General features: G+C 63.6%; 20 protein-coding genes, 1 pseudogene and 1 riboswitch. Of the genes and pseudogenes, 16 read left to right on the forward strand and 5 right to left on the reverse strand.

Features of this window, described 5'->3' with window-relative positions:
- Positions 1 to 609: 609 nt before the first annotated feature.
- The 4 genes and pseudogenes from VSR82_RS34230 to VSR82_RS34245 form a co-directional block, all read right to left on the reverse strand.
- On the reverse strand, positions 610 to 885 hold the full coding sequence (locus VSR82_RS34230) for a hypothetical protein (RefSeq protein WP_429461627.1): 276 nt from the start codon (positions 883 to 885) through the stop codon (positions 610 to 612).
- A pseudogene (locus VSR82_RS34235) lies at positions 866 to 1,371 on the reverse strand (DUF2778 domain-containing protein). The gene VSR82_RS34230 and the pseudogene VSR82_RS34235 overlap by 20 nt, the downstream one beginning before the upstream one ends.
- A 471-nt stretch (positions 1,372 to 1,842) precedes the next feature.
- Positions 1,843 to 3,261 carry a coniferyl aldehyde dehydrogenase gene (locus tag VSR82_RS34240; protein ID WP_429461629.1) on the reverse strand — a complete coding sequence of 473 codons (1,419 nt, stop codon included), beginning with the start codon at positions 3,259 to 3,261 and terminating at the stop codon, positions 1,843 to 1,845.
- A 108-nt stretch (positions 3,262 to 3,369) separates the two neighbouring features.
- Positions 3,370 to 5,058, reverse strand: a complete 1,689-nt coding sequence (locus tag VSR82_RS34245) for an isovaleryl-CoA dehydrogenase (RefSeq protein WP_368624191.1) — start codon at positions 5,056 to 5,058, stop codon at positions 3,370 to 3,372.
- A gap of 327 nt (positions 5,059 to 5,385) precedes the next feature.
- On the opposite strand from VSR82_RS34245, the gene VSR82_RS34250 reads away from it, so the two are divergent.
- Positions 5,386 to 7,011 (forward strand): GMC family oxidoreductase, encoded by a 1,626-nt coding sequence (locus VSR82_RS34250; RefSeq protein ID WP_429461632.1) that lies wholly within the window; start codon positions 5,386 to 5,388, stop codon positions 7,009 to 7,011.
- Positions 7,012 to 7,087: 76 nt separating this feature from the next.
- Here VSR82_RS34250 and VSR82_RS34255 read toward each other — a convergent pair whose 3' ends face one another.
- The gene (locus tag VSR82_RS34255; protein WP_429461634.1) at positions 7,088 to 8,038 is read right to left on the reverse strand and encodes a LysR family transcriptional regulator; all 951 of its coding nucleotides are present in this window, start codon (positions 8,036 to 8,038) and stop codon (positions 7,088 to 7,090) included.
- Between the two features lie 112 nt (positions 8,039 to 8,150).
- Here VSR82_RS34255 and VSR82_RS34260 point away from each other — a divergent pair, with 112 nt between their 5' ends.
- From VSR82_RS34260 to VSR82_RS34330, 15 genes are all read left to right on the forward strand, one after another.
- Positions 8,151 to 8,642 (forward strand): CidA/LrgA family protein, encoded by a 492-nt coding sequence (locus VSR82_RS34260; RefSeq protein ID WP_368586348.1) that lies wholly within the window; start codon positions 8,151 to 8,153, stop codon positions 8,640 to 8,642.
- Complete coding sequence (locus VSR82_RS34265) at positions 8,639 to 9,364, forward strand: LrgB family protein (RefSeq protein ID WP_368586349.1); 726 nt, start codon at positions 8,639 to 8,641, stop codon at positions 9,362 to 9,364. Before VSR82_RS34260 ends, VSR82_RS34265 begins: the two co-directional genes overlap by 4 nt.
- A 61-nt stretch (positions 9,365 to 9,425) precedes the next feature.
- Positions 9,426 to 9,560, forward strand: a riboswitch (S-adenosyl-L-homocysteine riboswitch).
- 33 nt (positions 9,561 to 9,593) lie between these two features.
- Entirely contained in the window at positions 9,594 to 11,012 is a 1,419-nt protein-coding gene (gene ahcY / locus VSR82_RS34270; RefSeq protein ID WP_368586350.1) for an adenosylhomocysteinase, read from the forward strand.
- 175 nt (positions 11,013 to 11,187) lie between these two features.
- The gene (locus VSR82_RS34275) at positions 11,188 to 11,541 is read left to right on the forward strand and encodes a phage holin family protein (protein WP_018432546.1); all 354 of its coding nucleotides are present in this window, start codon (positions 11,188 to 11,190) and stop codon (positions 11,539 to 11,541) included.
- 11 nt (positions 11,542 to 11,552) lie between these two features.
- The gene (gene metF / locus VSR82_RS34280; RefSeq protein ID WP_176110677.1) at positions 11,553 to 12,383 is read left to right on the forward strand and encodes a methylenetetrahydrofolate reductase [NAD(P)H]; all 831 of its coding nucleotides are present in this window, start codon (positions 11,553 to 11,555) and stop codon (positions 12,381 to 12,383) included.
- A gap of 173 nt (positions 12,384 to 12,556) precedes the next feature.
- On the forward strand, positions 12,557 to 14,200 hold the full coding sequence (locus tag VSR82_RS34285) for an ABC transporter substrate-binding protein (RefSeq protein ID WP_429461639.1): 1,644 nt from the start codon (positions 12,557 to 12,559) through the stop codon (positions 14,198 to 14,200).
- A gap of 203 nt (positions 14,201 to 14,403) precedes the next feature.
- A complete protein-coding gene (locus tag VSR82_RS34290; RefSeq protein ID WP_429461641.1) occupies positions 14,404 to 16,035 on the forward strand; it encodes an ABC transporter substrate-binding protein in 1,632 nt (543 codons plus the stop codon).
- A 140-nt stretch (positions 16,036 to 16,175) separates the two neighbouring features.
- A complete protein-coding gene (locus VSR82_RS34295; RefSeq protein WP_429461643.1) occupies positions 16,176 to 17,186 on the forward strand; it encodes an ABC transporter permease subunit in 1,011 nt (336 codons plus the stop codon).
- An 8-nt stretch (positions 17,187 to 17,194) separates the two neighbouring features.
- The gene (locus VSR82_RS34300) at positions 17,195 to 18,112 is read left to right on the forward strand and encodes an ABC transporter permease subunit (protein ID WP_176124541.1); all 918 of its coding nucleotides are present in this window, start codon (positions 17,195 to 17,197) and stop codon (positions 18,110 to 18,112) included.
- 2 nt (positions 18,113 to 18,114) lie between these two features.
- Positions 18,115 to 19,119 carry an ABC transporter ATP-binding protein gene (locus tag VSR82_RS34305; protein WP_368586353.1) on the forward strand — a complete coding sequence of 335 codons (1,005 nt, stop codon included), beginning with the start codon at positions 18,115 to 18,117 and terminating at the stop codon, positions 19,117 to 19,119.
- Complete coding sequence (locus tag VSR82_RS34310; protein ID WP_429461646.1) at positions 19,116 to 20,135, forward strand: peptide ABC transporter ATP-binding protein; 1,020 nt, start codon at positions 19,116 to 19,118, stop codon at positions 20,133 to 20,135. The genes VSR82_RS34305 and VSR82_RS34310 overlap by 4 nt, the downstream gene beginning before the upstream one ends.
- On the forward strand, positions 20,128 to 21,387 hold the full coding sequence (locus tag VSR82_RS34315; protein WP_429461648.1) for a TraB/GumN family protein: 1,260 nt from the start codon (positions 20,128 to 20,130) through the stop codon (positions 21,385 to 21,387). The genes VSR82_RS34310 and VSR82_RS34315 overlap by 8 nt, the downstream gene beginning before the upstream one ends.
- Before the next feature lie 204 nt (positions 21,388 to 21,591).
- The gene (locus VSR82_RS34320) at positions 21,592 to 22,068 is read left to right on the forward strand and encodes an Hcp family type VI secretion system effector (protein ID WP_429461650.1); all 477 of its coding nucleotides are present in this window, start codon (positions 21,592 to 21,594) and stop codon (positions 22,066 to 22,068) included.
- A gap of 3 nt (positions 22,069 to 22,071) precedes the next feature.
- A complete protein-coding gene (locus VSR82_RS34325; protein WP_429461652.1) occupies positions 22,072 to 22,554 on the forward strand; it encodes a DUF2778 domain-containing protein in 483 nt (160 codons plus the stop codon).
- A complete protein-coding gene (locus tag VSR82_RS34330) occupies positions 22,551 to 22,829 on the forward strand; it encodes a hypothetical protein (protein WP_410852171.1) in 279 nt (92 codons plus the stop codon). The genes VSR82_RS34325 and VSR82_RS34330 overlap by 4 nt, the downstream gene beginning before the upstream one ends.
- Positions 22,830 to 22,913 lie beyond the last annotated feature (84 nt).

Below are 22,913 nucleotides of genomic sequence, written 5' to 3' on the forward strand. Positions count from 1 at the left end.
CCGCCATGCGGCAGTTCGCGATCCTCTACGAGGATCGCTTCACACGACCCAACAGCTAGAATGAAATTGATCGCCTGCCACGCCTGAAATGTTCAGACGCCTTGCACACAAAAATTCAGACACTCCCTCTTGTGTTGGTCTTTTCTTGCCGAACGCCGGGTTTGTGCAGCCATGCTATGACCTCCGGAATCCAGTAAAACCCCGGCGTCGTCGCTTCCGCATACAGGAAATCGACTATCGGCCCGTCATGTGTAAAGCGGAGCATCTTTGTTTGCGTAAAGGCGCATTAAGCCGGTCGCGCAAGGTCGGATCATTGGCCAGCGCGGGATAATCGCGCACGATATGACCACGGATACGCACCACTACCTCATGCGGACCGAGGGACCCGCTTAAGAGCTAGCGGTTTAAAGCTGTCTTCTTTGCCTACTTTCTTTGCAGCAACAAAGAAAGTAGGTGCCGCCCCGCACAGGGGCAACGCTAATAGACCGATAAGAAAGCAAGGAAAGGCCAACCCCGTAAGAACACCGACAAAATAAATATCCCTATCGAAGCCGTCACGCTATGCGGCGCCCGACGATCTCTTGCGCGACGTGCGCGGCCTGCAAGCCGTTACGATTCTATGTGCCTATTCCAGCCCCGCCAGCACCGCCATAGCCTGATAATCGCCAAATACGCTAACGCCGCCACAAGCAGATCAATAGTCACCCACACGACGAAATACAAATCCTCGGGATCGCGGATTCCAAGCCAGCGCGAAGCACGCCACCAAATCACCGACTGGCTTTCAGGCATTGGCCAGGGATACGTGTGGATATAGGGTACGGCGAGACAGAACAGACCGACAAACAGCGCGATCTTGAATAGCCTACGGGCAAGTGCTGCCATACGTGATGACCTCGATTGTTCCGTACGCGCGAAGCCCCGAACTGCGGGCAGGAATAGTAGTGGTGTGGATCAGCGCGTTGCGGATTCTCATGAAATCGCTATGGCTCGGCACGGTAATACAACCAAGTGAAATACCTTGACCGCCTGCCGGATGCAACCGGAACTGCCCGCGCCTTAGGTTATGTCATCAATGCTGCCGTCATCCCGATAGAGCGCGAACCATTCACTGTGATTCGAAGGCGTGCCGAATGCTGAGTTGAAGGTATCTTGAGCCCACGCGTAAGCCTGAGAGCGGATGCCGCCCTTGGGGCGGTCAACGATCCAATATTTACCCGCCGGTATAGGGCCGTCGTTAGGCACCGCTGTGCATCCGCCGCGATTGCGATATTGATGGTGACCTGAAAACGCGTTGAATGTGCCGACGCCGAAAATCGTCAGTGGCGACAACGGCGCGTTATTCACAAGAAATGTTCCTTCGTACGCCACGTATGTTGTCCTGGAGAAGGTTTATGACCGCTGGGCGGCTTGAAAATCTCGCCGCTGGGTAATACAAAATGCGGGCATCCTTTTTTACTCGGCTTAAATCTGAGTGGCGATAAGAGTGTGCTGATAATTTGCGAACAAACGGCTGGGCCCCAGCGAAGCCCCGAAACAACCAGTGGTTTTGGAACAGGGTTTCGGCGCGCGCAGCGCCGCCGGAAGAATGACTGCCTTGTCACTAGCGCCGAATGTGCGGAAGCCCGGATTCCAGATGCACCACTACCTCGTGCGGACCGAGGGACCCGCTTAAGAGTTAGCGGTTTAAAGCTGTCTTCTTTGCCTACTTTCTTTGCAGCAGTAAAGAAAGTAGGTGCCGCCCCGCACAGGGGCAACGCTAATAGACCAATAAGTCAGCAAGGAAAGGCCAACCCCGCCAAGAACAAAGACAAAAAAGGCCTCACCGCCCAAGATGAAAAATCAAAACCTCATCATCAACTTCAACAACGCGTTCACGCGTCTCCCATACGGCGGCGAGATCAACCCACGCGCGTTGAGGCGCGCCTGCATAAGCACAGGCTTCATCTTCGAAAAAGTAACGAACCCCTCATACCCGTGGTACGCCCCCATGCCACTCGCTCCAACCCCGCCGAACGGCAAACTCTCACACGCAAGCTGCATTAACGTCTCATTAACCGCCATTCCACCGGCAATAGTTTCGAGCGTGACACGCTCAACAGTCCGCGCATCGTCGGCATAGAGATAAAGCGCCAGCGGCCGCGGCCGCGCATTGATCCACGCGATCGCGTCATCAAGCGTGTCATACGGCACGAGCGGCAACAGCGGCCCAAAAATCTCCTCCTGCATCAGCGCGCATTCGTTCGGCGCGCCAGTCACGGCAATCAGCGGAAAGCGCCGGCTCGCGGCATCGGGCGTCGCGTCGGTCAGCGCGTGCAACTGCGCGCCCGCAGCCCGCGCTTCGTCGGCGAGACGTTCGAGCCGCTCGAAGTGCCGCGCCGAAATGATCGACGTGTAGTCCGGGTTCTGCGCGAAGTCCGGGTACATCCTCGCCATTCGCACGCGCGCCCGTTCGATGAACGCCTGCTCCTTGCCGCGCGGCACCAGCACATAGTCGGGCGCGATACAGGTCTGCCCAGCGTTCAGCGTCTTGCCGGCGATCAGGTTGTCGACCGCGTTGTCGAAACGCGCATGCGCGCCGATCAGCGCCGGCGACTTGCCGCCGAGTTCGAGCGTGACCGGCGTCAGATGCTCGGCCGCCGCGCGCATCACTTCGTGACCGACCTTGGTCGAGCCGGTGAACAGCAGATGATCGAACGGCTGCGCGCTGAACGCGGCCGCGAGCGCCGCGTCGCCGTTGACGACCGCGACGTGATTGCGCGCGAAGGTCTGGCCGATCAGCAACTCGAATAGCGCCGAGGTACGCGGCGTCAGCTCGGACATCTTGATGATCGCGCGATTGCCGGCCGTCAGCGCGCTGATCAACGGCCCGACCGCGAGCAACACCGGATAATTCCACGGCACGATGATGCCGACCACGCCGAGCGGCTGCGGCACCACCTTCGCGCGCGCCGGCAGCAGCCACTTGTTGGTGCGGCGGCGCTGCGCTTTCATCCAGCGCTTGCCGTGACGCAGCGCTGCGTCGATCTCTTCCTTCACGAGCAGGAATTCGGCGAGCAGCACTTCTTCTTTCGCTCGATTGCCGAAGTCCGCGTGCATCGCATCGGCGAGCGCGTCGCGATTGTCGAGCATCAGCTTGCGCAGCGCGCGCAGATGCGTCGCGCGCGTGTCCCACGACGGATACGGCGCGCGCAGGTACGCGTGACGCTGATCGCGCAGCAGCGCTTCGAGCGCGGCGACCCCCGACAGATCATTCTTCATGTGAGTCCACTCCCTGATGGATGACGATGCGCGTCGAGCGCGCTTATTGGTTTGAGCTTGCGTCGGTATTGCGAGCGGAGCGCCCGCAGTTAGCGGGCCCCGCCGCGCTTAAGCGGGAAAGGCGCGCTCGATGATCGCCGCGTGATCGAACGTGGCCGGCAGCGTGCCGTACACGCGGCCGCTTTCGCCGCAGCCGTCGGCGACACGCGTTGCGATGAATGCGTCGGCGACCGCCGCGGGCGCGTGCTGCGCGAGCAGCGTGGCCTGCGCGATCAGCACGATCTGCTGCGCGATACGTCGTGCCGATGCCTCGCGCTGTTCGGCTGGCCCGTTCAGCGTCGCGGCGAGCCGCGCGAGCGCCGCGCCCAATGCTGGATGCGCGCGCGCGACGTCCTGCCAGGCGGCGAACAGCGCTTGCGCGGCTTGCGGCTCGCGTTCCATCGCGCGCAGCACGTCGAGGCACATCACGTTGCCCGAGCCTTCCCAGATCGAGTTGACCGGCGCCTCGCGATAGAAGCGCGCCATCGGCCCGGTTTCGACGTAGCCGTTGCCGCCCCACACTTCCATCGCCTCGCCGGTGAATTCGAGCGCGCGCTTGCAGACCCAGTACTTCGCGGCCGGCGTAACGATGCGCCGCCATGCGCGTTCGGCCAATGAAGCCGACGACGCATCGGCGGATTGCTCGAACGCGCGCGCGAGACGCATGAACAGCACCGTCGCCGCTTCCGATTCGAGCGCGAGATCGGCGAGCACGTTGCGCATCAGCGGCTGCTCGGCGAGGTGCCGGCCGAACGCGCTGCGATGCCGCGCATGATGGATCGCCTGCACGAGCGCGGCGCGCATCAGCGCGGCGCTGCCGATCACGCAGTCGAGCCGCGTGTAGTTCGCCATTTCGATGATGGTCGGCACGCCGCGTCCTTCGTCGCCGATCATCACGCCGTACGCGTCGAGAAATTCGACTTCGCTGCTTGCGTTGGAGCGGTTGCCGAGCTTGTCCTTCAGACGCTGGATCTGCACCGCGTTCTTGCTGCCGTCCGGCGCGAAGCGCGGCACGAAAAAGCACGACAGTCCCTCGTGCGTGTCGGTGCGCGCGAGCACCAGATGCGCGTCGCATTGCGGCGCCGAGAAAAACCACTTATGACCGATGAGCCCGTAGGCGCCGCCGCGCCCGCCGGCTCCGTCGAGCGCATGCGCTCGCGTCTGGTTGCTGCGCACGTCGGAGCCGCCCTGTTTCTCGGTCATGCCCATGCCGATCATCATCGAGCGCTTCTGCGTGAGCGGCACGTCGCGCGGATCGTGCTCGCGCGTGTACAACTGCTCGCGCAGTGTCTTGAACAGCGCGGGCTCGCGCTGCAATACCGGAATGCTCGCGAAGGTCATCGTTAGTGGACACAGCGAGCCGGATTCGATCTGCGCATGCATGAAGTAGCCAGCGCAGCGCGCGGCCATCGCGCCACTTCGCGGATCGGAAAACGGCAGCGCGTGCAGTCCTTCGCGACGCAGCAGCGCGAGCAGTTCGTGCCATGCGGGATGAAACTCGAGCGCGTCGATGCGCTCGCCGCGTGGACTATGCGTGACCAGCTCCGGCGTATGGCGGTTGGCGAGCTCGGCGAGCGCGAGCGTCTCGGGTGTCGTCAGCGCCGCGCCGTGTCGCAGCAGCGCCTCGCGATGCCAGCTCGCGCCGTCGCGATCGACGGCCGCGCTCAAGGCGGCGTCACTCCCGAACAGGTTGTAGTCCGCGAGCGCAGGCGCCTGATTCGTCACCTCGTGAGTCTGTCCGAAGCCGTGCCGTTCCATCTGCTGTCTCCGTGTTTTCGCTATTGTGCGCCGCTTTGCCGACGGCATCCGCGATGCGTCTCGACGCATCTGTTCGAGCGCGGCGCGTGATGTTGCATGCGCGGAGAAGGCGCGCGTCGCGCCATGTTTGAAAGCCGCGCACGGCCCACAGACGGCGACGTGCGCGACTTGCATCATAGGGGCGCGATGCCGCCGGCGTTTAGAGGAATCGTTCTGTCAGTAAGCCGCCGCGGCCCCAAAACGCTCCCTACAATGCGCAGAAAACACACGTAGACAAGTGTGCACGGGACAGGGTCCGCGAGCAACGCGGCCCATCAGGAGGAGCGCATGCAATACGACTACATCATCGTCGGTGCGGGCTCGGGTGGCTGCACGCTCGCGAGCCGTCTCGCGGATAGCTGTCCCGACGCGACCATCGCGCTGGTCGAAGCCGGTCCGCATACCGGGCGCAATCTGCTGGTGAACATGCCGGTCGGCGTCGCGGCCGTGGTGCCGAACCGGCTGAAGACCAACTACGGCTACCTGAGCACGCCGCAGCCGGGGCTCGCCGGTCGCCAGGGCTATCAGCCGCGCGGACGCGGTTTCGGCGGATCGAGCGCGATCAACGCGATGATCTACACGCGCGGCCATCCGCTCGATTACGACGAGTGGGCGCGGCTCGGCTGCGACGGCTGGTCGTGGGCCGAGGTGCTGCCGTATTTCCGCCGCGCCGAAGACAACCAGCGCGGCGCCGATGCATGGCATGGCGAGGCCGGTCCGCTGACGGTGTCGGATCTGCGCTTCAAGAATCCGTTTTCAAAGCGCTTCGTGCAGGCCGCGCTCGAAGCGGGCTACAAGGCGAACGACGATTTCAACGGCGCGGACCAGGAAGGCATCGGCTTCTATCAGGTCACGCAACGCGACGGGCGACGCTGCAGCGTTGCGCGCGCGTATATCTACGACCGGCCGCGCGCGAACCTGCACACGATCGCCGATGCAACCGTGCTGCGCGTCGTGTTCGACGGCAAGCGCGCGAGCGGCGTCGAGATCGCGCGCGCCGGCCGGATCGAAACGCTCGCCGCGCGCGCCGAGGTCGTGCTCGCCGCGGGCGCGTTCAACTCGCCGCAACTACTGATGTGCTCGGGCATCGGGCCGGCCGCGCAGTTGCGCTCGCTCGGCATCGACGTGCTGCACGACGCACCCGAAGTCGGCCAGAACCTGACCGATCACATCGATTTCACGATCAACAAGCGGGTGAGGTCGATCGAGCCGGTCGGTTTCTCGGTGCGCGGCATCGCGCGGATGCTGCCGCAATTCGTCACGTTCATGCGGCACGGGCGCGGCATGCTGTCGAGCAACGTCGCCGAGGCGGGCGGGTTTCTGAAGACCCGGCCGACACTCGAGCGGCCCGATCTGCAATTGCATTTCTGCGCGGCGATCGTCGACGATCACAACCGCCATATGCACTGGGGCCACGGCTATTCGCTGCACGTGTGTGTGCTGCGTCCGCATAGCCGCGGCACCGTGACGCTCGCGAGCGCCGATGCGCGTGTCGCGCCGCTGATCGATCCGCGCTTTCTGAGCGATGCGCGCGATCTCGATCTGCTCGTCGAGGGCGCGAAGATCGCGCGGCGCATTCTCGACGCGCCGTCGCTCGCGCTGCACGGCGGCAAGGAGTTATATACGCGGCCGGGGCAATCGGACGCTGAACTGCGCCAGACGATCGCCGAGCGCGCGGACACGATCTATCACCCGGTCGCCACCTGCCGGATGGGCGGCGACGCGCGCTCGGTCGTCGATCCGCAATTGCGCGTGCGCGGCGTGACGGGGTTGAGGATCGTCGATGCGTCGGTGATGCCGACCCTGATCGGCGGCAACACCAACTCGCCGACGGTCATGATCGGCGAACGGGCGGCGGAGTTGATCGCGGCAAGCCGGCGACAAGGAGCTGGGCTGTCGGCGCAGGCGGCTTGATCGCCGCTGACGACGAGTTCGAGAAACGCGGCGGCGCAGTGCAACCGCCCGCCGCGCTTCATTCATGCGCGGGTAGCTAAGCTTCGTCCGGCGCCGCGATTCCGTTGAAGCCGATTCCCGGTCCGAGCATGAAATCGTCGCTGATGTGCGTCGGCAGTGTTTCCCGCGCGACGTCGAGCCATGCGCGCGCCGCGTGCGACAGATAGCCGTTGCGGCGCCAGCCGATTGCCATTTCCCACGGTATCTCCGGTTCGACGACCGGGCGGCAGGTGAACTGCGCGGGATCGAGCCGCCGGCAATAGGGCGCGGGCAGCAGCGCGATGCCGACGCCGGCCAGCACCAGTGCCGCCATGAAGTCCCAATGCCCGCTGCGCCCGACGATCGCCGGCGCAAATCCCGCCGCGCGGCACGCGTTCAGCACGACGTCGTTCAACGCGAGGCTCTCGCCGTAAAACACAAACGGCTCGGTGGCGAGCTGCGCGAGCGGCACCTCGTTCGACGCGTCCCAGCGCGAGCCGCTGCGCGCAACGAGCCACAGCAACTGGCGCGACATCGGCAGCACGTCGATGTTGTCGGGATCGACCGGCTGCAGCACCCCGCCGAGTTCCAGCTCGCCGTTGATCAGCGCGGCTTCGATTGCGCGCGAGCCCTGCTCGAACAGCTTCAGTTCGATCTTCGGATAGCGCTGGCGGAATGCGGCGATTGCGGGCGTGAAGAGCTCACCGCCCATCGGCGGGATGCCGATGGCGAGTTCGCCGCGCCCGAGCGTGTCGAGATCGTTCAGCTCGGCCTGCAGTTGCGCGTGCGCGGCGAGCACGTCCTGGCCGCGCTGATAGACGATCCGGCCGACGTCGGTCAGCACCATCTGACGGCCGTCGCGCAGCAGCAGCGGCGAGCCGATTTCATCTTCCAGCGACTTGACCATCTTGCTGATGGTCGGCTGCGTGACGAACATCTGCTCGGCGGCGACCGTGAAGCTCTGCTGACGGACCACTTCGACGAAATAGCGCAGCGCGCGGAGTTCCATGATCGTGGCCTCCAGAATTCCAGTTTGGAATGGTTTCGATGATTGTAAGTCATTTTGTTTATGGCGCGGCGCGCTGCATACTGAGTGCCTTCCGAGTCAGCCAAGGAATGCCATGTCCACGCCAGTTTTCGTCCGTTCCGCCCCTCCCGCCGATGGCGGTTCGAGCGGCCGCGCGGATGGCATCGGCCGGGTCGCACGCATCGCCGTGCAAAGCGCCGCGATCGCCGCGCTGTGGATCGGCGCCGATTTCATCGTGCGACGGCTTCATCTGCCGGTGCCGGGCGGCGTGCTCGGCCTCGTCGTGCTGCTCGCGCTGCTGTTTTGCGGCGGCGTCGCGCCGCGCTGGGTCAAGGCCGGCGCGGACTGGCTGCTGTCCGACATGCTGCTGTTCTTTATACCGGCCGCGGTCGCCGCCGTGCAATACGGCGGCCTGTTCCGCGCGGACGGCTGGCGTCTTGCGCTGGTCGTGATCGCCGGCACGCTGATGGTGATGGTCGCGGTGGCGTTCGCCGTCGATCAGGCCGCGCGCGTCGAACGGCGTTTCGCGCTGCGCCGCGTGCGGGTTGCGCGCGAGGCAGGCAGTCTGTCGCGCGAGCGCCGATGAGCCCGCACATTCTCGCTTCGCTGCTGGCCGACGACGCCTCGCGCCTGATCGCGGCAGGTTGCCTCGCGCTGACGATCGCGCTGTATTTCGCGTCGAAGGCGTTGTATGCGCGCGTGCGCTCGCCATGGCTCACGCCGATGCTGACCGTGCCGGCCGCGCTCGTCGCGATCGTCGCGCTCGCGCACATTCCCTATTCGCTGTACTTCGAGGACACGCGCTGGCTGATGTGGCTGCTCGGCCCCGCGACGGTCGCGTTCGCCGTGCCGATCTACGAGTACCGCGCATTGCTGAAGCGTCACTGGATCTCGCTGTCCGTCGGCGTGACGGTGGGCATTCTGGTCGGCGTCGGCGGCTCGTTGGTGCTCGCGAAGCTGCTGCATCTGTCGCCGGAATTGCAGCGCAGCCTGATGACGCGCTCGGTGTCGACGCCGTTCGCGCTCGCCGTATCAGACAGGATTCACGCGCCGAAGGATCTGAGCGCGCTGTTCGTGATCGCGACGGGCGTCTGCGGCATGCTGTTCGGCGAACTCGTGCTCGCGTTCATGCCGCTGCGCACGCGGCTCGCGCGCGGCGCGCTGTTCGGTGCGGCCGCGCATGGCGTCGGCACCGCGAAGGCACGCGAGATCGGCAGCGAGGAGGGCGTCGTGTCCAGCCTGACGATGATGATCGCCGGCGTCGCGATGGTGCTGCTCGCGCCGATGCTGGGCCTGCTGCCGATCTGAAGCGGCGCGCCCACCATCCCGCGCGCGCCGAAGTCATCTCGATTTGCTACAATCGCCGTTCGTCTTCGAGGAGCGTTGCGACGGGTACCGCGAATCCACATTCGCCGGCCGCCCGCCAGGCTCGAAGGCTTCAATCGGCAGCATGGAATGCGCATCACGCGAATCCGTGCGTTGCCTCAAACCGCGCTCACGTCACATTTCTAGTCAATTTCTTAGAAAGGAGGGCGTGATGAACGCCGCAGTCATCGATTCCCAAAAGCAGGATTACGTCGTTGCAGACATGTCGCTCGCCGCGTGGGGCCGCAAGGAACTCACGATCGCCGAGACCGAAATGCCCGGCCTCATGCAGACGCGTGAAGAGTACAAGGCGCAGCAGCCGCTGAAGGGCGCGCGCGTCGCCGGCTCGCTGCACATGACGATCCAGACCGGCGTGCTGATCGAGACGCTGACCGCGCTCGGCGCGGACGTGCGCTGGGCCTCGTGCAACATCTTCTCGACCCAGGACCATGCCGCCGCCGCAATCGCGCAGGCCGGCACGCCGGTGTTCGCGTTCAAGGGCGAGTCGCTCGACGAATACTGGGAGTTCTCGCACCGCATCTTCGAATGGCCGAACGGCGAGTTCGCCAACATGATCCTCGACGACGGCGGCGACGCAACGCTGCTGCTGATCCTCGGCTCGAAGGCCGAGAAGGACCGCTCGGTGATCGCCAAGCCGACCAACGAGGAAGAAGTCGCGCTGTACAAGTCGATCGCCGCGCACCTCGAGGTCGACCCGACGTGGTACTCGAAGCGCCTCGCGGCAATCAAGGGCGTCACCGAAGAAACCACCACCGGCGTGCATCGTCTGTACCAGATGGAAAAGGAAGGCCGTCTGCCGTTCCCGGCCATCAACGTCAACGACTCGGTCACGAAGTCGAAGTTCGACAACCTGTACGGCTGCCGCGAGTCGCTGGTCGACGGCATCAAGCGCGCGACCGACGTGATGATCGCCGGCAAGATCGCGGTCGTGGCGGGCTACGGCGACGTGGGCAAGGGCTGCGCGCAATCGCTGCGCGGTCTGGGCGCGACCGTGTGGGTCACCGAAATCGATCCGATCTGCGCACTGCAAGCGGCGATGGAAGGCTACCGCGTCGTGACGATGGAATACGCGGCGGATAAAGCCGACATCTTCGTGACCGCAACCGGCAACTATCACGTGATCAACCACGATCACATGAAGGCGATGCGTCATAACGCGATCGTCTGCAACATCGGCCACTTCGACTCGGAAATCGACGTCGCGTCGACCCGTCAGTACCAGTGGGAAAACATCAAGCCGCAAGTCGACCACATCATTTTCCCGGACGGCAAGCGCGTGATCCTGCTGGCCGAAGGCCGTCTCGTGAACCTCGGCTGCGCGACGGGCCACCCGTCGTTCGTGATGTCGAACTCGTTCACGAACCAGACGCTCGCGCAGATCGAACTGTTCACGCAGGGCGCGAAGTACGAGAACAAGGTGTACGTGCTGCCGAAGCACCTGGACGAGAAGGTCGCGCGTCTGCATCTGGCGCGTATCGGCGCGAACCTGACCGTGCTGTCCGACGCGCAGGCCGGCTACATCGGCGTCGACAAGAACGGTCCGTTCAAGCCGAACCACTATCGCTACTAAGTAGGCGGCCGCCCGCGGGTTCGAGGCGCGCTTCGCGCGCCCGGCCAAGCGGACGGCGGTGAAAAGTTTGACGGTCTGATCTCGGGGCGGCGCGCAATGCGCCGCTTTGTTCGACAGCGCCGCTTTTCATTTGCTGGACATCTTCCCCGCACAGGTGCTTACAAGGAGTTCTAACATGACCGTGCTGCTGACCTGGCTCATCAACGCGCTCGCGCTGCTGATCATCACCTACATCGTTCCGTCGATCCACATCCGTAGCTTCGGCACCGCGCTGATCGTCGCTATCGTGCTCGGTCTCATCAATGCGGTGATTCGGCCGGTACTGATCCTGCTGACGCTGCCCGTCACGATCCTCACGCTCGGACTCTTCATTCTGGTCGTCAATGCGCTGTGCTTCTGGCTGGCCTCGTCGCTGTTGAAGGGCTTCGAGGTGTCGGGCTTCTGGTCGGCGTTCTTCGGCTCGATCCTGTACAGCATCGTGTCGTGGCTGCTGTCCGCGCTCATTTTCGGCAACCGCAGTCTCGGTTGACCTTATTCACTATGAATCCGATCGAACTCTCATTCGAATTCTTCCCGCCGAAGACGCAGGAAGGCATCGACAAACTGCGCGCGACCCGCGCGCAACTCGTGTCGCTCAAGCCGAAGTTCGTGTCCGTCACGTTCGGCGCCGGCGGCTCGACCCAGCAAGGCACGCTCGATACCGTCATCGACATGGCGAAGGAAGGGCTCGAGGCGGCGCCGCACCTGTCGTGCATCGGCTCGTCGAAGGAAAGCCTGCGCGCGATTCTTAACGAGTACCGCGCGCACGGCATCCGCCATATCGTCGCGCTGCGCGGCGACCTGCCCTCGGGCATGGGCGCGGTCGGCGAGCTGCGCTATGCGTCGGAGCTCGTCAGCTTCATCCGCGCCGAGTTCGGCGACTGGTTCTGGATCGAGGTGGCGGGCTACCCGGAATACCATCCGCAGTCGCGCTCGCCGCGTCACGATCTGGAGAATTTCGCACGCAAGGTGAAGGCCGGCGCGAACTCGGCGATCACGCAGTACTTCTTCAACGCGGACGCATACTTCCGTTTCGTCGACGATGCGCGCCAGCTCGGCGTCGACGTGCCGATCGTGCCCGGCATCATGCCGATCACGAACTTCTCGCAGCTGATGCGCTTCTCCGAAATGTGCGGCGCCGAAGTACCGCGCTGGATCGCGCGCCGGCTCGAGAGCTTCGGCGACGATCGCGAGTCGATCCGCGCGTTCGGGCTCGACGTGGTGACGGATCTGTGTCAACGGCTCGTCGACGCGAAGGTGCCCGGCCTGCACTTCTATACGCTGAACGCGGCCACGTCGACCAAGGCGATCTGCGAACGGCTCGCCGTGTAACGGCCATGCCCGCGCGGCTGCAACGGCCGCGCGGTCCCCGTCAGGCTGGCGTGGGTCTCGAATTTGTCCCAAATAGCGTGGTAAGTCCCTGTTGAAGCTCATTTTTGGGCTGTCTATCATCGAAAAGCAGCTACCCCGGCTGCTGTGCGGAGGACGATATGACAGTGACAAGAATGACTGCGGCACACCGACTGTTCGCGCTTCACCAGTTCTGCCTGCCGGCTCTCGCCGCGCTCGCGGTCGCCACGAGCGGCCTCGCGCCCGCCGCGTCGCAGGCGGCCACGCTGCCCGACAAGACGCTGATTTTCTGCTCCGAAGGCAGCCCGGCGGGCTTCGATACCGCGCAATACACGACCAGTGTCGAGTTCAGCGCCGGCTCGTACACGGTCTACAACCGGCTCGTCGAGTTTGCGCATGGCAGCACGGACATCGAGCCGGGACTCGCCGAAAAGTGGGACGTGTCGGCCGACGGCCTCACCTATACGTTCCATCTGCGCCGCGGCGTCAAATTCCAGACCACGTCGTATTTCAAGCCGACCCGCGAATTCAACGCGGACGACGTCGTGTTCACCTACGAGCGCATGCTCGATCCCGAGAATCCGTTCCGCAAGGCGTATCCGGTCAATTTCCCGTACTTCAACGATCTCGGTCTCGCGAAGAACATCGCCAAGATCGAGAAGGTCGATCCGTACACGGTGCGCTTCACGCTGAAGGAAGTCGACGCGCCGTTCCTGCAGCAGATCGCGATGCCGTTCGCCTCGATCCTGTCGGCTGAATACACGGATCAGCTGCTGAAGGCGGGCAAGGCGTCGGATATCAACCAGTACCCGGTCGGCACCGGTCCGTTCATCTTCCGCAGTTATACGAAGGACGACACCATCCGCTTCGACGGCAATCCCGACTACTGGAAGCCGGGCGTCGCGAAGGTCGGCAAGCTGATCTTCGCGATCACCGTCGATCCGGCCGTGCGCCTGCAAAAGCTGAAGCGGGGCGAATGCCAGGTGATGTCGTACCCGCGGCCGGCCGACATCGCGACCGTGAAGGCCGATGGGTCGCTCGCGATGCCGAGCGAAGTGGGCTTCAACCTCGGCTATATCGCATACAACACCACCAAAAAGCCGCTCGACAACGTGCTCGTGCGCCGCGCGCTCGACATGTCGGTCAACAAGAAGGCGATCATCGAAGCGGTCTACCAGGGGGCGGGCCAGCTCGCGACCAACCCGATGCCTCCGACGCAATGGGGCTACGACAAAAGCCTGAAGGACGCGCCGTACGACGCCGACAAGGCGAAAGCGCTGCTGAAGGAGGCGGGCTTCCCCGACGGCTTCGAGCTGACGCTGTGGGCGATGCCGGTGCAGCGCCCGTATAACCCGAACGCGCGCCTGATGGCCGAAATGCTGCAGTCGGACTGGGCGAAGATCGGCGTCAAGGTGAATATCGCCACGTACGAGTGGGGCGAGTACATCCGCCGCGCGCACGCCGGCGAGCATCAGGCGATGCTGATCGGCTGGACCGGTGACTATGGCGACCCCGACAACTGGCTCGGCGTGTTGCTCGGCTGCGACGCGGTCAACGGCAGCAACTTCTCGAAGTGGTGCTACAAACCTTACGACGATCTGATCAAGCAGGGCCGCAGCACCACCAAGATGCCCGATCGGCTGAAGGCCTACACCCAGGCTCAGGAAATCTTCAAGGACCAGGTGCCGTTCACGCCGATCGCGCATTCGACCGTGTATCAGCCGATCAGCAAGAACGTGACGGGCTTCAAGATCGATCCGTTCGGACCGACGCAATTCCTGGAGGTCGGGGTGAAGTAAGCGGACGCGGCGCGCTTTTTGCGCCGCTTTCGTCGCCGGGCGGCTCGAACGGGCCGTCCGGCCCGCGACAGTACCGCGGCAAAACGTTTGCACGAAGTGTTTCCTATCGTCAACAGAGGGATTTTGCTCCGCTTGGTGGCCGGCCCAAGCTCAAGTAATATCCCGCTACGCCGGCGCAAGCCGGCCCTGAACCTGGAGGAAACATGAAGCAAAACAATCTGTTGCGCGTCGCGCGTGTGTCTACGCTCGTCGCAGCCGCAGCGGCATCCCTGCTTGGCGTCACGAGCGCGCAGGCCGCTGGGATTCCGAACAAAACCCTCGTCTACTGCTCGGAAGGCAGTCCCGCGGGTTTCGATCCGGCCCAATACACGACGGGCGTCGACTTCACGGCCAACACGTTCACCGTCTATAACCGCCTCGTCGAATTCGAGCGCGGCGGCACCAAGGTCGAACCCGGCCTCGCCGAGAAGTGGGACGTGTCGCCCGATGGCAAGACCTACACGTTCCATCTGCGTCATGGCGTGAAGTTCCAGACCACCTCGTTCTTCAAGCCGACGCGCGAATTCAACGCGGACGACGTGGTGTTCTCGTTCCAGCGCATGCTCGACCCGAACCAGCCGTTCCGCAAGGCGTATCCGGTGCAGTTCCCGTACTTCACCGACATGGGCCTCGACAAGCTGATCACGAGCGTCGAGAAAGTCGACCCGTACACGGTCAAGTTCACGCTGAAGGAAGTCAACGCGCCGTTCATCCAGAATCTGGCGATGGAATACGCGTCGATCCTGTCGGCCGAATATGCGGATCAGCTGCTCAAGGCAGGCAAGGCCGCCGATATCAATCAGTTCCCGGTCGGCACCGGTCCGTTCATCTTCCGCAGCTACACGAAGGACGCGACGATCCGCTTCGACGGCAATCCAGAATACTGGAAGCCGAACGCGGTGAAGATCTCGAAGCTGATCTTCTCGATCACGCCGGACGCCGGCGTGCGCGTGCAGAAGATCAAGCGCGACGAATGCCAGGTGATGAGCTATCCGCGTCCGGCCGACATCGCGCCGCTGAAAGCCGAGCCGAACATCGACATGCCGTCGCAGCCCGGCTTCAACCTCGGCTACCTCGCGTACAACGTGTCGCACAAGCCGGTCGACAAGCTCGAAGTGCGTCAGGCGCTCGACATGGCGATCAACAAGAAGGCGATCATCGACTCGGTCTACCAGGGCGCGGGCCAGCTCGCGACGAACCCGATGCCGCCGACCCAATGGTCGTTCGTCAAGAATCTGCCGGCAGCATCGTACGATTCGGCCAAGGCGAAGGATCTGCTGGCGAAGGCCGGCTACCCGAACGGCTTCGACATCACGCTGTGGGCGATGCCGGTGCAGCGCGCGTACAACCCGAACGCTCGTCTGATGGCGGAAATGATCCAGGCGGACTGGGCGAAGATCGGCGTGAAGGCGAAGATCGTCACGTACGAATGGGGTGAGTACATCAAGCGCGCGCACGCGGGTGAACACGACTCGATGCTGATCGGCTGGACCGGCGACAACGGTGATCCGGACAACTGGCTCGGCACGCTGCTCGGCTGCGAGGCGATCAACGGCAACAACTTCTCGAAGTGGTGCTACAAGCCGTTCGACGATCTGATCCAGAAGGGCCGCACGACTTCGGACGTGCCGACTCGCACGAAGATCTACGGCGACGCTCAGCACATCTTCGCGCAGCAACTGCCGTTCTCGCCGATCGCGCACTCGACCGTCTATCAGCCGGTCAGCAAGAAGGTGGTCGACATGCGCATCGAACCGCTCGGCTATGCGCGATTCGACGGCGTCAGCATCAAGTAATTCGTAAAGTTCGCACAGTACGCCGCAGTAGAGTACGCTTTCGCACGGTTAGAAAACTGGTCGAAATGGTCCGGCGACCGGGGTCACGAGCCCTCGTCGCCGGTTGCGTTTTTTCATCACCAGTACCATAGGAGCGAACCATGTTCCGCTTCGTTTTGCGCCGCATCGGCATGGTGATACCGACGTTCATCGGCATCACGATCCTTGCGTTCGCGCTGATTCACCTGATCCCGGGCGACCCCATCGAAGTGATGATGGGCGAGCGCGGCGTCGATCCGGCCATGCATGCGGCCGCGATGCACCGCCTCGGGCTCGACGAGCCCTTGCCGATCCAGTACTTCCACTACATCGTCCGTGCGTTGCACGGCAACCTCGGCACTTCGATCATCACCAACACCAGCGTGATGGGCGAATTCCTCGCACGCTTTCCCGCCACCGTCGAACTGTCGATGTGCGCGATGCTGTTCGCGCTGATCGTCGGCCTGCCGGCGGGCGTGTTTGCGGCACTGAGGCGCGGCACGGTGGTCGATCACGGCGTGATGGGCACCGCGCTGACCGGCTACTCGATGCCGATCTTCTGGTGGGGCTTGATCCTCATCATGGTGTTCTCGGTCAAGCTCGGCTTGACGCCAGTGTCGGGCCGCATCGCAGTCGAATACGACATTCCGCACGTGACCGGCTTCATGCTGATCGACTCGCTGATGTCCACCGACGAAGGCGCGTTCAAGTCCGCGTTGAGCCATCTGATCCTGCCCGCGATCGTGCTCGGCACGATTCCGCTCGCGGTGGTCGCGCGCATGACGCGCTCGTCGATGCTCGAAGTGCTGCGCGAGGACTACATCCGCACCGCGCGTGCGAAGGGGCTGTCGCCGGGACGCGTGATCGTCGTGCATGCGCTGCGCAATGCGCTGATTCCGGTCGTTACGGTGATCGGTTTGCAGGTCGGCACGCTGCTTGCCGGCGCGGTGCTGACCGAAACGCTGTTTTCATGGCCGGGCATCGGCAAGTGGCTGATCGATGCGATCGGCCGGCGCGATTATCCGGTCGTGCAGGGCGGTATCCTGCTGATCGCGACGCTGGTGATCGTCGTGAACCTCGTCGTCGATCTGTTGTACGGCGTGCTCAACCCGCGCATTCGCCATACGAGGTAATCACGACCATGGCTGACATTCAAAACACCGTCCCCCAAGCGGTCACCCCACCGAGCGGCCGCGCCATCGCGGCGCGCGAATTCTGGGCGAACTTCTCGCGCAACCGCGGCGCGGTCGGCGCGGGCATCATCGTGCTGGTGCTGATCTTCATCGCGATCTTCGCGCCGCTGATCGCGCCGCACAGCCCGATCGAGCAGTATCGCGACTCCGTGAAGATTCCACCCGCGTGGCTCGACGGCGGCAACTGGAAGTTCATTCTCGGCACCGACGAAGCGGGCCGCGACATCCTCTCGCGTCTGATGTACGGCGCGCGGCTGTCGTTCTGGATCGGCTTCGTGTCGGTCGTGCTCGCGCTGATTCCGGGCATCGTGCTCGGCCTCATCGCCGCGTTCTTCGAGAAATGGGCCGACACGCCGATCATGCGCATCATGGACGTGCTGCTCGCGCTGCCGTCGCTGCTGCTCGCGGTCGCGGTGGTCGCGATCATCGGTCCGGGTCTCGTCAACACGATGCTCGCGATCGCGATCGTCGCGCTGCCGGGCTATGTGCGTCTGACGCGCGCGTCCGCGCAAGGCGAATTGCAGAAGGAGTATGTGACCGCTTCGCGGGTCGCGGGTGCGAGCACGTTGCGGCTGATGTTCTCGCAGGTGCTGCCGAACTGCACCGCGCCGCTGATCGTGCAGGCCACTCTCGGCTTTTCGTCGGCGATTCTCGATGCCGCCGCGCTCGGCTTTCTCGGCCTCGGCGTGCAGCCGCCGTCGGCGGAGTGGGGCGCGATGCTTGCGTCGGCGCGCGATTACATCGACAGTGCATGGTGGATCGTCACGATGCCTGGCCTGTCCATCCTGATCTCGGTGCTTGCGATCAACCTGCTCGGCGACGGGCTGCGCGACGCGCTCGACCCCAAACTGAAACGGATGGCCTGAACATGAGCAATCTACTGACCATCCGCAATCTCGCGGTCAACTTCGGCGGCTTGCCCGCGGTCGACCGCATCAATCTGGACGTCGCGCCGGGCGAAGTGCTCGGCGTGGTCGGCGAATCGGGCTCGGGCAAGAGCGTGACGATGATGGCGTTGATGGGCCTGATCGACGCGCCCGGCAAGGTCACGGCCGACGAAATCACGTTCGACGGCAAGAATCTGCTGAACGCCTCCGCGAAGGAACGCCGCAAGATCATCGGCAAGGACATCGCGATGGTGTTCCAGGACGCGCTGACGAGCCTGAATCCGAGCTACACGGTCGGCTATCAGATCAAGGAAGTGCTGAAGCTGCACGAAGGCTTGCGCGGCAGCGCGCTCGACAAGCGCGCGCTCGAACTGCTCGACCAGGTCGGCATTCCCGATGCGAAGAACCGCATCGGCGCGTTTCCGCATCAGATGTCGGGCGGCATGAACCAGCGCGTGATGATCGCGATGGCGATCGCCTGCAACCCGAAGCTGCTGATCGCCGACGAGCCGACCACCGCGCTCGACGTGACGATCCAGGCGCAGATCATGGAACTGCTAATGCGCCTGCAGAAGGAACGCGGCATGGCGCTCGTGCTGATTTCGCACGATCTGGCCGTGGTGTCCGAGGTCGCGCAGCGCGTCGCCGTGATGTATGCGGGCGAGGTGATCGAGACGAACAAGGTGCCCGACATCTTCGCCGCGCCTCATCATCCGTACACGGAAGCGCTGCTGGCCGCGATTCCCGAGCACAACGTGGGCGCGGTGCGGCTCGCGGCGCTGCCGGGCATGGTGCCGGGCCGCGACGACCGGCCCAAGGGCTGCCTGTTCGCGCCGCGCTGCAAATACGTGGTCGATGACTGCATGAAGGCGCGGCCCGCGCTCGCTGCGCTGCCCGCTCACGCCGATTTCACGCGCGTGCGCTGCATCAAGCCGCTGAACCTCGAGAAGGACGCCAACGTTCACACGCAAGGAGGCGCCCGATGAGCGCAGCACTCGAAATCCGTCGTCAGCCGGATCGTCCTGGCGATCACGTGCTCGTCGCCGACCAGCTCGCGCGCTACTACACGGTCAAACGCAGCATGTTCGCGCACGGCACGGTGAAGGCGCTGAACGGCGTGTCGTTCGCGCTCGAACGCGGCAAGACGCTGGCGGTGGTCGGCGAGTCCGGCTGCGGCAAGTCGACGCTCGCGCGTCAGCTGACGATGATTGAAACGCCGAGCGCGGGCCGCCTGCTGATCGATGGCGAAGACGTGGCCGGGGCGAATCACGAGAAGATTGCGGCGCTCAGGCGGCGCGTGCAGATGGTGTTCCAGAACCCGTTTGCGTCGCTCAATCCGCGCAAGACCGTCGAGCAGACGCTCGGCGAGCCGCTCGCGATCAACACGCAGATGAGCGCGACCGAGCGCGCCGAGCGCATCGCGCAGATGATGCGCACGGTCGGCTTGCGGCCCGAGCACGCGAAGCGCTATCCGCACATGTTCTCCGGCGGCCAGCGTCAGCGGGTCGCGATCGCGCGCGCGATGATCCTCGATCCGCAGATCGTAGTCGCCGACGAACCTGTGTCCGCGCTCGACGTGTCGATCCAGGCGCAGATCCTGAACCTGTTCATGGACCTGCAGGACGAGTTCAAGACGAGCTACGTGTTCATCTCGCACAACCTGTCGGTGGTGGAGCATATCGCCGATGACGTGATGGTCATGTACTTCGGCGGCGTCGCCGAGCTCGGCGACAAGAAGCGCATCTTCTCGAAGCCGCGCCATCCGTACACGCGCGCGCTGATGTCGGCGACCCCGTCGATCTTCGAGGCGGACCGCACGATCAAGATCAAGCTGCAAGGCGAAATGCCATCGCCGCTGAATCCGCCGTCGGGCTGCACGTTCCATCAGCGCTGTCCGTACGTGATCGACCGCTGCCGCAGCGAGGTGCCGAAGCTGCGTGAAGTGGATGGGCGCCTCGTCTCGTGTCACCGCGCCGAAGAGGTGGGGGACGTGGATGCCTGATGGGGTGGCGGCGCGTCGTCTTGCGCGCCGCTTGTGTGAGGGCGGCGGGATAGCCGCCTTCGCGCGGCGCCGCGGGGCGCGTGCGCCGGGAGGCGCCGCGCCCTGCGGCGCATTTGCTGGAAGCTTCGTCAGCGAGTTTTTTCGCACGTTTTTCTGCGCGTTTGTCGATGCGCTCGCGCGCGCATTGTTCTCCATATTTCTTCCCGCGTCGCTGTCCGTTTTTTTGCGCGTAGGCTGCGCGCTGTCGGTCGGCGCGGCCGTGCCCGGCATCGCTGACGCGGCCGGCGCGGCGGCCAACACGCCAGCCCCCGCGGCCCAGGCGGCCCGGCCGGCGGTTAATGTGCCAACCACGCCACCGCCGTCGATTGCTCCGCCCCCGGTCCCTGGCACCACCGCGAGCGGACCGGTGCGTCAGCAACCGGCGCGCATGCCGTTCTATGTCGCGACACGCGGCAATATCACCATCTATGTGCTCGGCACGCTGCACGTCGGCGATCCGGCCGACTATCCGGCGGCGCAGCCGTTCCGCGCGCCGATCCTCGCGGCGCTCGCCGCGTCGCCGACACTCGCGCTCGAACTGTCGCCCGACGAACTGCTGGTGTCGCAGGACGACGTCTCCAAGTACGGCGTGTGCAAGCACGACTGCCTGCCGGGCCTGCTGCCCGAGCCGTTGTGGCACAAGCTCGCGCTGCGGCTGCGCGGCAACCCGGCCGCGCTCGATGCGATCAAGAAGATGCGGCCGTGGCTTGCGTCGCTGGTGGTCGAGACCTACGACTCGCTGTCAGCGGGTCTGCAAACTGAGTACGGTACCGAAGCGCAATTGCAGAACGTGTATCTGAAGACGCGCGGCAAGATCGTCGGACTCGAAACGCTCGCACAGCAGATGCGTTCGTTCACCGGACTGTCGGCCGCGCAGCAGCGTGAGATGCTCGCACAGGACCTGGTGCAGACGCCGGCGCAGAACGTCCAGGACGTGCGCACGCTGCATCGGCTATGGCAGGTCGGCGATGCCGATGCGATCGCCGCGTGGCAGACCGCTAAATCGGAGAAGCTCGCGCGCGATCCGCGCATCTCCGATTCGATCGACAACCGCATCGTCTATGAGCGCAATCGCCGCTTCGTCGCGAAGATGCTGCAGCTCGCCGCGCCGAACAAGCCGCTGTTCGTCGCGATCGGCGCGCTCCATCTGGGTGGACCGAAGGGCGTGCTGCAGCTGTTGCGGCAGCACGGCTTCGTGGTGGAGGCGGGGTGAGCCGGGTCGAGGCTACAGCCGTCGCGGCCGGGCGCATTGTCGACATTGTGCTTCACTGTTTACGTGAGCTGCGCCACGGTCGCCGCGATCTGTCCGGGCCGGCTCCTGCGCATTTTTCGGACGAATCCGAGTCGTGCCACATCCTACGCCTGTTAGCTTCGTCAAAAGTTCTCAGCAAGCGACTAACAGGAAGGAAATCCAACGATGGCACAGGACATCTTTATCAGGATCGACGGTATCGATGGCGAATCGCAGGATGCGGCTCATCTCAACGAGATCGATGTAATCGGATGGCGCTGGCAAGTTGCACAGCCGGCGGGGATGCTCGCGGGTTCAAGCGGACGTGTTCCAAAAGCCACCGTTTCCGATCTTGAATTTACTCATCTGATGGACCGTGCGAGTCCGAATTTGGCCAGATACTGCTTCTCTGGAGAGCGCATCCCCGAAGCGAAACTCACGGTGCGAAGAGCCGGCGGTATCCCTCACGAGTACGCGAAAATCACGATGTACGACGTAATCGTCTCTTTTGTTGAACCGATTGGAGGCGGTCAGTGCTGCCACGAACAGGTGCGTTTGTCATTTGCGCGAATGAAGCACGAGTACATCTTGCAGAACAGTCATGGCGGAAGCGGCGGCACAGTGACTGCCCTCATAGACATCAGGGCAAACAGGCAGAGTTAATAAATGCCTGTATCTTGCACTTTCACATTAAATCGACGCCCGATGTCGAGTTTGCTTTGTCCCGGTTTTGGTGGTGTCCCTGCATTTTCAGGTAAAGGGCGATATATCGATGACCCAGATTCCGCGAAAGTGGTAAGCGCGGGCGCTATTCCCAAAGGCGAGTACTACATCGTCGATAGGGAAAGCGGGGGGCAGCTCGGTTGGCTCTGGGATGCTGTCAAAGACCTATTGGCGGACACGCATCGCAGGGAATGGTTTGCTCTGTATCGCTATGAGCAACACATTGATGATTGGACGTTCGTAGACGGTGTGCGACGCGGAAACTTTCGGTTACACCCGGTAGGGCGACCCGGAGAGAGCGACGGTTGCATTACGCTTTCGTCCCGCGAGCAGTTCAAGGCGCTGCGGTCATACTTTAAAGCACAGCCGCCCGCGTTTATCCCCGGGACGACGACCAGATACTACGGTACCATCGACGTGAAATGAAAAAGGCGCTGATTTGTGTTGCGCTCGCACTGGCGATGACGCTGCCCATCGCAGTGGGAATTGCCCGCATGCCGGGTATTGATGAATGGTTTGCGAGCGGCGCGGGCTCTGAGTTTTTTGCCCCGCTTTTCGAAATGCTGGATTCGGTTGGCGGAGAAAACAACACGGACATCATCGTCGCAACGTTGCTCGTTGTCAGTTTTTTTGTCTCGCTGATGTTGGCCGTTGCTTTGTTAGCGATCGTTAGTCATTTGCGTCGTACGCATCGCCGTTGATTGGACATCTGAAGCTTCCGGACGGCGAGGTACTGCCTCAGATGGGCAGCACCTCGTCGATACGAAGAAAAAGGTTCAAAAAGA

Origin of the sequence: Burkholderia sp. JPY481, from assembly GCF_038900515.1 — a bacterium.
Taxonomy (GTDB): Bacteria; Pseudomonadota; Gammaproteobacteria; order Burkholderiales; family Burkholderiaceae; genus Paraburkholderia; species Paraburkholderia youngii.